This window comes from Bacillus sp. GW823-FHT06A11, assembly GCF_058795355.1.
The window spans coordinates 21,356-34,981 of the sequence record NZ_JBXAHS010000005.1; the positions used below are offsets into that span (position 1 = coordinate 21,356).

The 13,626-nt window shown below is 32.9% G+C and carries 14 protein-coding genes and 2 pseudogenes; 4 read left to right on the forward strand and 12 right to left on the reverse strand.

The features are described from left to right. Positions 1–544: 544 nt before the first annotated feature. From AC1Q8L_RS22325 to AC1Q8L_RS22340, 4 genes are read right to left on the reverse strand one after another with little or no spacing between them, the layout of a single operon-like run. Complete coding sequence (locus AC1Q8L_RS22325; protein WP_025117929.1) at positions 545–781, reverse strand: hypothetical protein; 237 nt, start codon at positions 779–781, stop codon at positions 545–547. Positions 782–840: 59 nt separating this feature from the next. Beyond that, positions 841–1,914: a DUF7018 domain-containing (lipo)protein gene (locus AC1Q8L_RS22330; protein WP_098817459.1), complete on the reverse strand. Its 1,074-nt coding sequence runs from the start codon at positions 1,912–1,914 to the stop codon at positions 841–843. 14 nt (positions 1,915–1,928) lie between these two features. Further along, on the reverse strand, positions 1,929–2,798 hold the full coding sequence (locus tag AC1Q8L_RS22335) for a hypothetical protein (protein ID WP_098817460.1): 870 nt from the start codon (positions 2,796–2,798) through the stop codon (positions 1,929–1,931). A 28-nt stretch (positions 2,799–2,826) separates the two neighbouring features. After that, entirely contained in the window at positions 2,827–4,140 is a 1,314-nt protein-coding gene (locus AC1Q8L_RS22340; RefSeq protein ID WP_098817461.1) for a hemolysin family protein, read from the reverse strand. A gap of 488 nt (positions 4,141–4,628) precedes the next feature. Here AC1Q8L_RS22340 and AC1Q8L_RS22345 point away from each other — a divergent pair. The 4 genes and pseudogenes from AC1Q8L_RS22345 (at position 4,629) to AC1Q8L_RS22360 (ending at position 7,509) form a co-directional block, all read left to right on the forward strand. After that, positions 4,629–5,893: pseudogene (locus AC1Q8L_RS22345) on the forward strand (Y-family DNA polymerase). Further along, entirely contained in the window at positions 5,890–6,231 is a 342-nt protein-coding gene (locus AC1Q8L_RS22350; RefSeq protein WP_001057796.1) for a YolD-like family protein, read from the forward strand. Before AC1Q8L_RS22345 ends, AC1Q8L_RS22350 begins: the two are co-directional and overlap by 4 nt. A gap of 42 nt (positions 6,232–6,273) precedes the next feature. After that, a complete protein-coding gene (locus AC1Q8L_RS22355; protein WP_071714991.1) occupies positions 6,274–6,648 on the forward strand; it encodes a hypothetical protein in 375 nt (124 codons plus the stop codon). Positions 6,649–7,020: 372 nt separating this feature from the next. Next, positions 7,021–7,509 carry a hypothetical protein gene (locus AC1Q8L_RS22360; RefSeq protein ID WP_071731141.1) on the forward strand — a complete coding sequence of 163 codons (489 nt, stop codon included), beginning with the start codon at positions 7,021–7,023 and terminating at the stop codon, positions 7,507–7,509. A gap of 300 nt (positions 7,510–7,809) precedes the next feature. Here the strand turns inward: AC1Q8L_RS22360 and AC1Q8L_RS22365 are convergent, their stop codons facing one another. From AC1Q8L_RS22365 to AC1Q8L_RS22400, 8 genes and pseudogenes are all read right to left on the reverse strand, one after another. Continuing rightward, positions 7,810–8,199, reverse strand: coding sequence for a hypothetical protein (locus AC1Q8L_RS22365; protein ID WP_098817462.1), 390 nt, complete (start codon positions 8,197–8,199; stop codon positions 7,810–7,812). A 151-nt stretch (positions 8,200–8,350) separates the two neighbouring features. Beyond that, on the reverse strand, positions 8,351–8,476 hold the full coding sequence (locus tag AC1Q8L_RS22370) for an aspartate phosphatase (RefSeq protein ID WP_071714989.1): 126 nt from the start codon (positions 8,474–8,476) through the stop codon (positions 8,351–8,353). Further along, complete coding sequence (locus tag AC1Q8L_RS22375; protein WP_071714988.1) at positions 8,473–9,546, reverse strand: response regulator aspartate phosphatase; 1,074 nt, start codon at positions 9,544–9,546, stop codon at positions 8,473–8,475. Before AC1Q8L_RS22375 ends, AC1Q8L_RS22370 begins: the two co-directional genes overlap by 4 nt. A gap of 661 nt (positions 9,547–10,207) precedes the next feature. After that, positions 10,208–10,511 (reverse strand): annotated as a pseudogene (gene tnpA, locus AC1Q8L_RS22380) (IS200/IS605 family transposase); the annotation flags it as partial. A gap of 74 nt (positions 10,512–10,585) precedes the next feature. After that, on the reverse strand, positions 10,586–10,810 hold the full coding sequence (locus tag AC1Q8L_RS22385; protein ID WP_072939333.1) for a hypothetical protein: 225 nt from the start codon (positions 10,808–10,810) through the stop codon (positions 10,586–10,588). Positions 10,811–10,970: 160 nt separating this feature from the next. Further along, the gene (locus tag AC1Q8L_RS22390) at positions 10,971–11,570 is read right to left on the reverse strand and encodes a hypothetical protein (protein WP_071714986.1); all 600 of its coding nucleotides are present in this window, start codon (positions 11,568–11,570) and stop codon (positions 10,971–10,973) included. 218 nt (positions 11,571–11,788) lie between these two features. Further along, a complete protein-coding gene (locus AC1Q8L_RS22395; RefSeq protein WP_098817463.1) occupies positions 11,789–12,580 on the reverse strand; it encodes a 5-deoxy-glucuronate isomerase in 792 nt (263 codons plus the stop codon). A gap of 63 nt (positions 12,581–12,643) precedes the next feature. Beyond that, positions 12,644–13,531 carry a class II fructose-bisphosphate aldolase gene (locus tag AC1Q8L_RS22400; protein WP_098817464.1) on the reverse strand — a complete coding sequence of 296 codons (888 nt, stop codon included), beginning with the start codon at positions 13,529–13,531 and terminating at the stop codon, positions 12,644–12,646. Between the last annotated feature and the right edge of the window lie 95 nt (positions 13,532–13,626).

Here is a 13,626-nt window from a genome sequence, read left to right on the forward strand (position 1 = left end):
ATGTCACAAAATAGAAGTCTTTTTTAAGGCTTCTATTTTGTTTGTATAAAATAGAAGTCTTTTTTAAGGCTTCTATTTTGTTTGTATAAAATACGAGCACCGGTTGCTTTTTGAAGGCTATACTTCGATTTTTCAAAAATACGTTTGGCTATTAGGCACAATTCATAAAAACAAATTATTAAAGTCTCAAATAATTTACTCCCCCTATTTTCCAAAAATACCTTTTAAGTATATAAGGTGGTAGTTCATTCATAAAAAAGAAAGAGATAATTAGAACGTTGCTTCATTTTCACAGTAATAAAAAAGGAATCCTTTACGGATCCCTTTTTGCAATGCACTCTTTTTCAAATGGTACATTTTGCACCTACTTTTAGTATAGCTTATAATTCCAATAAAATAAATAGGATTAAATAAAATTCACTTCATGTATTTTCATAAAAATATATGAATCTAGAAATTAATAATAATAGGTTCACTTACAAAAGATTTGTGTTCTTTCACTATTAATAAAACATCATACTTCTTTATAATTTTACAAATATAATTACGTATTTTTAAACCTTTCTCTTGAACATTCTATTAGTTGTTCCATAGCAATCTTTTGCGCATGTTCCTTACTATCTATCAAAGTCAATCCTTGTGATATATAACTCCAAAATGTATAGCCGCAATCCTCCATCCATCTATACGCTTCTGTTGTATATAGACCATCTTTTCTTTTAATGATTTGAACCTTATAGTTTTTACTTGGAGAAAAAAACTCTTGTATAACCTGCTCCATTTATGCAATATCCCCTTAAAATAAGGACTAGGCTTTTTCACCTAACTCTACTAATATATTTACCCGTGTTTAATCAATCTCATACGGACATCTTCGTCTGCACTATAAAGTTGTAACATATTTAAATCATAATTTTGTACCTGATATCTAAAACTCTCAGTTCTTTGAGTCTTATGACCATTCTCAGTTACGCTTGTTAATTTTAATGTTAATTGTAAAGAAGGTACGTCTAACTCGTATGTTCCTTTCATTAGACTATCTCTACTTGGGAAATCCACATACTTATAAAAAGCAAATGTCATATCACCTTTTAAATCGAGTATTGTTTTGACTCCTTCTCCTAAATCAATACCATACTTACCTACAATAGACCTTTCATTTTTAATATACCTAGATGTATTAGAATCGTTTATTCCTAACTCTTCATCAGTACCAACTATACCTTTGAACATACCTGTTTGGGCTTGGCTCTTGTCTGATTGACTTGAGTTAGGTGAAGATGATTTTGGAACAAAATTTGATGAAACGTCTTCACTAGATGAATCAGAAGAACTTTCTACTTTTTTTGATTCATTCTTTAGTTTTTCAAACACTGGTATCCAAACACGATTACCTTCTGATAGCTTACTGTCTGCCTTTTCAAGTACTTCCTTATCAGCTTCCATTGAGAAGTCTGTTTTCTTGAATACCTTTTCTACTTCTTCAAAAGATTCCCTATACTTACTGACTGCTTTAAGGACTTCTTTGTGATCTTCCTTGTATTTAGAAGGGGCATCTATAGACTCTATCTTATCCAGTACTTTCATATAGTCTTTAATGGAAACTAAGACTTCTTCCCTTGATTTACTACCTTTTTGGTAGTATTTTATTGAATCTTTATAAAAAATTAACCGCTTCACTAAATCTTTCTCCATGTCTAACATGTATTGTGGATAATCCTCTTCTAAAACTCGAATCCTTTGAATATCTTTCTCGTTATCTTTTAAGCTAGTAGACTTTTTATCTTGTTCAGTAGCTTTCGCTTTGCTTGACTCTTCTGTCTTTGCTTCTTTCTTTGGTGGATCTTGAGTCGTAGCACAACCCCCTAATAACATAACCGGAATCGCTAACGTGATTAGTTTCTTCGATTTCATACGTCATCCCCCCGTTAATAATCGTTGTTATTTTCTTCTCTGCTTACCTTTTTAGGATTTAATTTATGAATACGGAATCCACCTTCTGTATCATCATTTAAATTCCTTTCTACTTTCTTCTCTGCTTTACGTTTCGCATCAGGGAAATCTTTATCTATTTCATCAAAAATCGGTTGCCATGTGCTCAGTACGTCTATAATCATATCATTGGCTTTGTCGAATCCCTCAGGTAATTTGTTATCAGGATATAACGGATTTTGCGCTCTCATACCAAAGTCTACAATGAGTTCTAAAGCTTCTCTTAACTTTGATACACCTTCTTCGAGTAAAGGATAGTTTGATTCGTACTTTCCGATTGGCACCAGGTTAAGTATGTAGTTTAGTTGCATATCAACCAGTTTTGATTCTTCTCTTGTGTAGTTCACGGTAGCACTACGCTCATTAATTGATTTTTCCATCCCCTTACCTAGAAATTCAATTTGATACTGAAGTCGGGCATAGATTTCGTATAACTGATACGGATATCTTTCTTCCGTTACCGTTACTTTTTCTTTTTCTTTTTCTTTCTTTTCATAGACTGTTTCATTGTCCCCTTTCTTCTTGTCTTTCTTGGTTTCTTCTCCCGTCTCTATACCCTTGTACTTGTCATTCTCTTTCTTCTTCATTTCCTCTTCATACTTTAATTGTGCTAACGCCATTCTTAGCTGTTTCTCAATTTGTTCATCGCTATAATGCAACTGTTTCATTTCTTTTATCATCTTATCTGCTTTAAACTCTTTATCTACTTGTCTGAACTCTGACTGTGTAAGTCCGTATGTTTCGGTTGTACAACCTGCTAATAACATAACAAGTAAGGTTAATGTTACAAGTATCTTTGCTTTCATTTTCTGCTACCCCTATAAAAAGCAGCAACTATACAGTTGCTGCTTCTAAAATTTCTTTTTGTATTTCAACACGCTTAACTTGGTGGGGGTCTTTTGAAAGAATTGTAAATGCATATCCTTCACTAAATAACGTTTGTCCTTCCTGGATATCATAATTCTGCATTAGAATCCACCCACCAATTGTATCAACATCACTATCATTCATATGTAATCCTAACAAATCATTTATTTCACTTATACGTACTTTACCTTCTACGACAACATGATCATTATTTATTTGCTGAATTGGTGAAAGCTCATCTCCATCATATTCATCACGAATTTCGCCTACAATTTCTTCTAGTATATCCTCAATTGTTACCAAACCAGCTGTGCCGCCGTATTCATCATATAATACAGCCAATGGAATACGTTTCGTTTGCATTTTTAATAATAAATCATGTATTGGTATGGTTTCTATTGCTACAATTACTGGACGCGTATACGAGGAAATAGATTTAAATTCTTTTGATTCATTACTCATATAACGAATCAAGAAATCTTTCACATTCACCATGCCAATGATTTCATCTTTGTCTTCTCCAAATACAGGGTAGCGTGTGTACTTTTCATTACGGATTATATTTATATGATCCGCTAAAGAATTCTCTACATGAAGCCCTATAATTTCTGTACGAGGGACCATTATTTCTTTTGCAATACGATTATCAAATTCAAAAATATTATTTACATATTTATATTCAGCTTGATTAATCTCTCCACGTTGATAACTTTCCGAAAGAATCAATCGTAATTCTTCTTCTGTATGTACGACATCATGCTCTGATGCTGGTTTTAAACCAAATAGTCTTGTTATCATCCTTGCAGAGCCATTCAACAATCGAATAAACGGATACATGATTTTGTGGAACCAGATAAGCGGAGCTGAAAGCAATAAAGTAACTTTCTCAGCCTTTTGAATCGCAAATGTTTTGGGTGCCAATTCACCAACTACAACATGTAAGTACGTCATAAAAGTAAAAGCAATTCCTAAAGATAATACACCTGCAATGGAAGGGTTGATATTCCACTTATCAAATAAAGGATGTAAAAGTCTCTCAATGGTTGGTTCACCTAATGCCCCTAGTCCCATTGCTGTCACTGTAATACCTAATTGACAAGCTGACAAATATTCATCCAGGTTTGACGTTACTTTCTTAGCTGCCAATGCACCCTTCTTTCCTTCTAATACAAATTGATCAATCTTTGATCCTCTTACTTTTACAATAGCAAACTCGATTGCCACGAAAAACGCGGTACATGCGACTAAAACCGCTACCATAATTAAATTAAATATGTCCAACTAATCCCCTTAGTTTCGTAAAAACTAAAGGATTCACCTCCTAATATATTTTCACTTTCCCTACTTACTATTTATTAACTGCGTGTAATATATGATTGTTTACAATCTACATTCTCAAAATAATAAGAGGTACTCTAAGAAAATCGAGGTTATTTAGCCAACTATCCGAGTCAACGTCTGAGTCCAATACATATCCACCGCCTAAATTAAATTATCTATATGTTAGCATAGGTAATAAATTACAGTCAACACTTATATTTCAAATACTTAGAAATTGATTTAAAGAACTTCCCTCCTATCCTTTTCTTCCCTCACTACCTAATATAGCTAACACTGTTTATAACCTAAACACTCCAACTACATTAGGCCGCTCTCTCTTTCATTCTGCGTATTTTTAATTCATAAATATTTTTCAAAAACCACTTCATAAAAGAACGTAAGTTCGTGTATAATAAGAACGGACGTTCTTGTTGTTAGGAGGAATTATGATGTATGACTATTCAATTTTACCGAATAGAATCATTTTATGTGTTGATCTTCGAAGCTTTTATGCCTCAGTTAGTTGTATTAAATTGGGCTTTGATCCACTTCATACAAAATTAGCTGTAGTCGGGGATGTAAATAGAAACGGTTCAATTGTTCTAGCCGCAACTCCACCATTAAAAGCAATGGGTGTAAAGAAGATGGCAAGGCTATACGAGATTCCTCGACAAAAAGATATTCTTATTGTGAATCCAATTATGGGAACATATATTAAATGCTCCAATTACATAACGAAGTTAGCTCTACAATATGTTCCTATTGAAGACTTTCATCAATACAGCATTGATGAATTTTTTATGGATATTACCGATAGCATCCATCTATTTGCCCGAAATCCACATGAATTTGCATTACAGTTTAAACGTGAAATATATGAACATACACGAATTGAATGCACAATTGGAATTGCTCCTAACCTGTTGATGAGTAAGGTAGCTTTAGATATTGAAGGAAAGCAAAATAAAGACGGAATTGCTTATTGGAAATACGAAGATGTACCTACAAAATTATGGAGCATACGGCCACTTAGTAAGTTTTGGGGAATTTCACATAAAACTGAAACAAAGTTAAATAAAAAAGGAATACATTCAATTGAAGATTTAGCTAATTATCCTCTTAAATATTTAAAACAAAGCTTCGGCGTGATTGGAGAAGAATTACACTTACATAGCCATGGAATTGACTTTAGTCGCATTTCAGAGAAATATGTTCCTGCCACAACTTCTATTGGAAAAAGCCAAATTCTCATGCGTGACTACACAATAGAAGAATTTCCGATTATCCTGCCGGAACATACCGAAGAAGTTTGCTATCGATTAAGACAACAAAACAAACTTGCTCAAACCGTTCATTTCTCTGTTGGTTATAGCAAGAATTGTGCAGGTGGCATTAGAAAAACACATACTTTAAGCCGTCCCACAAATTTAACGATGGATATTTATCATATCTGTACATACTTTTTACATCAGCAATATACTGGTGAACCCATTCGTAGCATAAACATATCCTTAACAAACCTACTTCAAGAAGGAGAAGAACAAATTTCACTTTTTGATAATGTCACGCAACGAGAACAAGAAATAAAGCTAACGAAAGTAATGGATGAAATACGCACGAAATTTGGAAGAATAGTATATTAAGAGGAATTTCCTACACGCATAGCGCTACAGCTAGATACAGAAACACACTATTAGGAGGACACAAAGCATGAACAACGCTAATATGCCAAAAGGCAGAGGAATGGTAAAATGGGCGCCGTTCGCAGCAATGCCAGAACAATTCGCCGGAATACGTGAAATAATCAAAGAGAAAAATAAAATAGCACGTCCTATTTTAACCTCTGAAGAAAAAGAACTTATTGAGAATATGCTTTTATGTTCCTTATTATCCGAAGAAGAAATACTAATTACATATTATGAAGACGGCTATTTTCTTACTAACTATATGACCATCATTGATATAGATCCGTTAAATAGCGCTATCATATGTACGGATGCTTTCTATAATAAGTTGACACTACAATTTTCGGATATACTTGATGTAAAATAGAATAGATTTAAACGTTTGGATTGTTATAAAGGAGTGTATAAAATGCAAGGGAATCAGATAAGAAAGAATACAGCAAGAACAGTTATTCATAACAATATAAATAGCTATCCCTATTTAAATATACCTATGATTATTAATGAGAATGATGGAATAACTTACGAGGTTTTAAGCGCTGGTTTTCATAATAATGATGCAGTAGCAATGATAACAACTGACGGTTTCACTACAACTAGGGTAAATACACCAATCGTAACAGTAAAAAACGATGATAGTAGTATCCAAGTATTCCGTTTACCTTTAGAATTGGATTATTGGGTGCTTTCATGTATGCGCGCTGCTTCAATAGGAAAAAATCCGTTCCCATGTAAAGTTGCTTTTGGAATCATTGATACTAAATTTCATGTGGAATTCAAGTAAAAAAGGAGTAAATTAATTTGTTCCTTTTTTAATTTTTGGGACATTTATTTTTCTTAAGTTGATGGGCATGTAGCGGTATCCCCCACTATTAAATTTCAAATGCATAAAAATGAGAAAAACTTTAAAATAATTTATATACAAATGAAATAATCCAGCGAGAGTATCAAACTGTATACAATTTGCCTTTTCACACTAAAAAATGATACTAAGGTCATTGAAAGGCACCTCAGGGTGTCTTTTTCTTAATTCTAATCCGCGGTAACAAATTCATATTTTTTATATAAAAAATGGAAAAAATATTTTATAATTCTATTTAGATTAATATTACGTTTTTAATATAAATTTTATAGAAAAATGGCGGTGATTGATTTTATGTTTAATATTTCAAAGGGTGCGATGATAGATACAATAAACAATATGATTTACAACATTGCTCTTTATGTCTTTGTATTTATTATTTGCATGTGGATTTTAGTATGTATTGTTCGATTATTTGTAAGGGGATTATCTAGAGTAATACCTATAACGTATACACCTTCGTTGCAATCTAAAGGAAATGGAAAAAGAAAACAAAATAAAAAAAGGAATACGTCTTATAGAGTTCAATCAGTTGGAAAGAAAGCAAATACAAATAAAGTTGTAAATTCTGATTTGGATGATGAAGATGATTTTAACGACTATTATGACGACTACAGTTCCCCTAGCTATTATAGCTCTTCAAATAGTTCAAGTTCTGAAAGTTCCTATAGTAACTCCAATTATAACAGCACTTCTAGTTACAAAAATGAAGATTCCTCTAGGTATGATAGTCCTTCTTATAATTCTAGTTATAATAGTAACTCAGATGAAAATGATTACTAATAAAATACTAACTTGCATGATAGTACACAATCTATTTGTCATAAGAATGCACACATCCATACATTAAAAATATATTAAATTGCAACAATCATTTTGGTTAGAAATCTTATCCATAACATTAAACTTAAGATGGTTCCATACGGAGAAAGACGCCTTTGGTGTCTTTTCTTTGTATGGATCAGTACCAAGCTTAATATATTACGTAAGAACTTGACGCTATTTTAAAGCGAATGCTGCCCCTGCTGCTACATGAGTCGGTCCTCTCCAATATATCCTCCTTTCTATTATTCAAGCTTTATCTCAGCAGTTGGCGAAAATATAATATCCTTTCACCCAGCGCTCTTTTAACCATCTCAGTTTATATTCCATGCTTGGTGTATGAGTTGCTGCTGAATCCATTAAGTTATATCTATCTAAAATCTCCAAACATCTAATAGGACTTGTTAAAGTATTTAGAAATTCCAAGTCCTCGCTTTCAAGAGACATCCATACAATTCCTTTAAAATTAATTGGCAGCAGTTCTAATATCATATCTCTATCCAAACCTGATGTTTCTAAGAAATTTTGAAGATGCGAGAGAGATAAATAACTCCAGTTTGTACTTTGGTATTCTTCCCTTAAAATTGTATATCGATCTAAGTCATTACAATTTAATTCATAACTCTTTATTGCTTCTATTCCCCATTTCATCTTTTTCCCCCACAATCATTATTTCCGTAATCAACCGTTAGTTATGTTCACAAAGCCCTATTATTAAAAAAGATCCAAGCATCAGTAATACGCTCAGATCTCTGTTTAATAATTAGATTAAATAAAACTTTATTAGCCTCTTTTTAGAAAATTAAATATGTTCCCCATGATCCATAAATACTTCAATTGATTCTTGTTGTGGTACGTCTTTTACATTAGTAAGACCAAAAGTAAAAAATGTGGACAACATCATCATTAATAAGATAGCTTTTTTCATTTTAGCGCCCTTCTTTCTTTGCTTATTTTGTCTGCGTCTAAAGCAATGTGTAAATATTTGCTTGCCTTTTCATGATTTTTTGAATTGTAGAATTGGTCACCTAAAAGAGAAGCATACTCTTTTATCCACTCATATAATTCTTCTGCTTCAAAATAAGAAATACCTTCTATAACTAATTTCTCAAATTCTTCGATTGGTGCTTTATTATGTAATGACCTTAAGATTTCGAAATGATGACGATAACCTACATCACTAAGCTTATAACCTTGTTCAATATATTCATTTGCAATAGTATGCTTTCCTAGCTTGAAATGTTCTCTCGCTAAAAGAAACATAGTTTTAAAGTTATTCTCTAATGAATTCTCTAAATGTTTAACTGCTAACTCTGGCATGTTTTGACTTGCATATAAAAGTCCTAAATTATGCTTAACGCGTTTAATTAGAATTTCATCACCTGATTTTTTGAAAGTGTCTAATGCTGAAAGTAAATATTCTTCTGCACTTTCAAATTCATTTAGTCGTATGTTTGCCATTCCTAAAGTATTTAAACATGCAGCTATTTTCAATTCATATCCTGCATTATTTATAAATATTTCATTTGCCTTCATAGCATATTGAATTGCTTGAATTGGTTTCATTATATGGTAGTAGTAAACAGCAACCCAATAATTAAATTCTGCTTTTTCAATTTCATCATGCATGTAATCTAGAAGCTTTTCAGCTTCTTCAAAATGAATCCTTGCTTCACTATTGTTGGCCGTATTGATGGCGTAAATAGCTTTAAATAAATGATAATAGTACTCTAAAAACGTTTCATTTTCGTCTGGTAAAGGTTCGACTTTGTCTAAAATATCTTTTGAACCTTTCGTATCACGAATTAGAAGGCTGTACCGCGCATTTAGTAAAGCGTAATACATTAATATTGTTTGATCTTCCTTGATATAATTAATTTTACTTTCAATATCTTCTTTTATCTTTTCAGACTGTAATACACGTTGTGCAATCATAGCTTGATACCAGTCATTTAATAATTTGGTGATTTTTTCGTTAGAAATGAGGTTAACACTCATCTGCTCCTACCCCCTTTTATCAAATATTATCACGGCATACTTGCATTTATAAATATATTCACAATATTTTAACTTGAGAAACTTATTTTTGAATATTCACAGAAGAACATGAAGAAAGTAATTCGAGTTTTTGGTATCACTCTAGAATTAGTAGCTATCTTTAGATTTAGTTTCACTTCAAGCAACAAAATAATGAACATAGGAAAATATTCTAATACAAAAAGAACCATTCTATCACAAATGGCTTCTTTCATCTCATATATTTTCTTTGCTGTACCATTTCAGATACAAGTACATTGATTGTAGAGATATATTCTCTTCCCATAGCCTTTAAGATAAAATCCTGTTCTTTTGTAGGAAATAGCTTAATTTTTCTGTCACAGATTGTTATATTTTTCTACAACTAAATCCCTAAGAAGTCTGGCTCTTTTAAGACTTTTGTATTCGTCTAAAGTTATAACTCTTACAATTGACCACGAGCCAAGCCACATCACTTTTCTGATATAACCACTCGGGATTTTAATTTGAGAAGTATCACAAGCATTTCTCCCACACAGAACAAACAAGGCATTTTTGTAGTCATCTCTATATTCTCTGTTGAATTTATGGTCTTTCATAAATTGTTCAAATCCGCAATTACTACATTTAATTTGCACCTTTCTCATCTCCTTGTTTTTTGTTTTTCTACATATTTTTTAAAAGTTGCACTCGATACATTTCCTGCGGTAGATACAAAATAACTACATGCCCATAAACTTGGAAAATGTTTAGGGTAAGGAAATTCCTCTCTCAATTTTTTGAAGTTACTCCTTTGATTTTTGCCATAATATCAAAGGACTAAATGTTGACAGCGTGTTTAAAAACATATGTGTATGGTCTTTGTTACATTCTAAAGCGACAATGACAATTTCTAATTCGTCGCATATTTCTTGTACCAACTCCCTAAAGCACTCTTCTAAATCCGTCCGGTATGATGCTCCCTACTTTGTTCAAAGAAACCCGTTGTCCATTCTATCCCTTTCCCCTTTTAATTAAAAAGCTATCTGTTACTCTTTATTTTATATATACTTTTCTTTAATTTAGGCTTTTTATGTAACCTTACTTTGCTTCCATTAATATCAAAATCCAACTTTTCTTCTAAAGCCTCCATTTTCTGCTTATGTTCTTTTTCTATTCTATCTTTTTCTTCTTTTCTCTTAGTCGCTTTAGGACCAATTACGAATAGAATTAAGAAAATACTAACCATTACAATGAACGTAGTCACTAATACTCATCCTCCCTTACCAAAACCTCATACACAAAAAGCTGTTTAACTTATTAGATTTAAATTAGAAACCTAAAGGAGAATAAGTACTAGTATATATAGAAGGAATAAATATAGATGTTACCTTCACTATTCCTCTATCTCCTTATATAAACCAAAATTATAAATGGCGCAGTAAGGCTGGTACTAGCAATGTCATTACAAATATAAAAATTGAACTATATCTCAAACTTGAACTCCACTTTCCATATTTGGGATGTTCAAACTTCTTATAAAGCATACCTAATGCTAAAGATATCAAAAACATTAATACAGCTGTTCCTAAAATTATAGAAGTAATTAAGCCCACCATATTACTCATAAAAGTTTGAAAATCAAAAGAACGTGTTGTCAACATTAACACTGGTAGAATCCTTATTAAAAGTATGAGGATAAATGAACCTACTCCTAAATATATAGATCTTTTTTTCCACTTTATATGTTTAAACCATAACGAAGCCCCAAAAACTAATAATGATATTAAAATTACTACAGAAAGTATAAGGAAAATAACATCAAAGAATGCAGGCACACTCGCATGGACTGCACCATCTATTTTATCTCCCCCATCTTTTATTACATTACTGCCGCTATTAAACAAAGAACCAAACCAGTCTACAATCCAATCGGTCATCCAAGAAATATCGAATGGTAACTCTTCATTATTTGTTTGTGCAGGAGCAGCTGAGTTATATACCTCCAAATTATCCTCCTCCTTAATTGAAATTAAGCCCTTTACTTTAAGTATATAAACTTACCTAACCAAAACTAAGAAAATATCAAATCTTATCTTATTTTATTAGATAGAAATTCTCCTTCTTCAAATGTGTGCAGGACGATAATCCGACGGTAACAGTAAGAAGGATTTTCCTTTATGCGCATAAACAGAAAAAAGAGCACCCTATCACTAACAATAGGAGTGCTTGTATTTATTTTCATCTATTCTTTTTCTGGCCAAATTTTCGCATTTGGTTCTAATAACCACTTGTGGTCTTCCTCCATGATACGATCATTCCATGGGTTATTCTCAAGATGTCGAATCATCCAACAAAAATACATTGCATATCCAGGCGCAGTTGCTTGCGGATGGTCTAGCTCACCCGGAATTGTAATAAAACTATTATGTACAACGCGATAAGCATCCTCACCAACCATTGCACATCCAAATCCCTGTGGCTTGTTAAAGCGATAATAATATACCTCCGGTTGATCATGGTGATGCGGTGGATAACTGGACCATCTCCCTGGATAAGAAATAACTTCTCCTACAACCATATTCGAATATGCTGCATTGTTATAGTCAAAAATTGTACGAATAACACGCTGCGCTGTTCCCTCCCATACGCCTTCTCCAGCTACGACACTTTGACAATCATTTGGAGTATATAACTTTGACGCAAATTCTTGGTCATTATCTGTTTTTTGGACAAGCACTTCACTATCTGAAAGAGCAGTAATTGTAACCTTCACATTTTTAGCCACATGTAAACACCAAGGATTTTCTTCAAAAACAGACTGCCTTTGAATAACTTGTTCCATTCCATCCCACTCTAAACGTATTGCCCCTTCTAGTAAAAGTACTGCCGCTTCATTTTTATTATCAAATAGCAGCTCTTCTTTTCCATTAGACATCTTATATATGCCTATATCCATTAACATATCACTGCATTGACCGTTCATTTCTGTTAATACATTATACCCTTCATTTAATTCACCTAATTTTCCTAACACGGCTTTCTCCCCCTTTTAATTAATGGCTACTCTATCATTCTCTATCTTTGTCAGCTAACTAAATTATGAGTTCCTTCTATTAATTAATGAAGAAACCTTTTCTGGTTGTGCTTTGTTTTCACTTCCGAAAATGAGCATATGATTTTTAACGTTTTCGTATGCGGCCTCAATTACATCTTGATGATACATAAAGTAATCTGAATAAGGAGTATTTAGGACAACAGTGTTAACCGTAGAAACTATATTCTGAAACGTCGCTGTTGCTACATTAATTTTTCGAACACCATGTTGAATACATTGCTTGAAATCCTCTGGGCTAATGCCAGACCCACCATGTAATACTAAAGGAATATCGACTATCCCATTAATCTCCTGCAAGCGGTCTAATCGTAAATCAGGGTCTCCATTGTACATCCCGTGCGCATTTCCAATTGCAACAGCTAACGCATCAACATCTGTTTCTTCTGCAAATCTTTTTGCTTCTTTAGTACTTGTCAGCATCATTTCAATATCTTCTGATCCGTCCTCACTACCACCTACTCTGCCAATCTCAGCCTCTACTGTCGCTCCGTACTGTTTCGCAAGCTCCACAACTTCTTTTGTCCTTTGGATATTCTCTTCTAACGGATAGTGAGAGCCATCAAACATAACCGAACTAAAACCAATTTCTAATGTCTCTTTAATCTTTTCAAATGTCATACCGTGATCAAAGTGAACTGCTACCGGGACAGTCGCTTTTTTCGCCGCAGCTACGATCAAAGGACCAATCAGATGAATTGGCGAATGATTCAAACGAACTTCCGCAATTTGTAGAATAAGCGGCGAACGTAACTCTTCTGCTGCTCGAATAGCTCCCATTACCATTTCCATATTAGCGACACTAAAAGCACCAACCCCATAATTCTCTTGATTTGCCTTTATTAAAATATCCTTCATTTGAACTAATGGCATTACACATTCACCTTTTTCAATATTATTTATTAAATGTAAAATCAACCGTCACGTCTTTTTACCCCTTTTGTAAGAAGACATGTTGATTACCATAC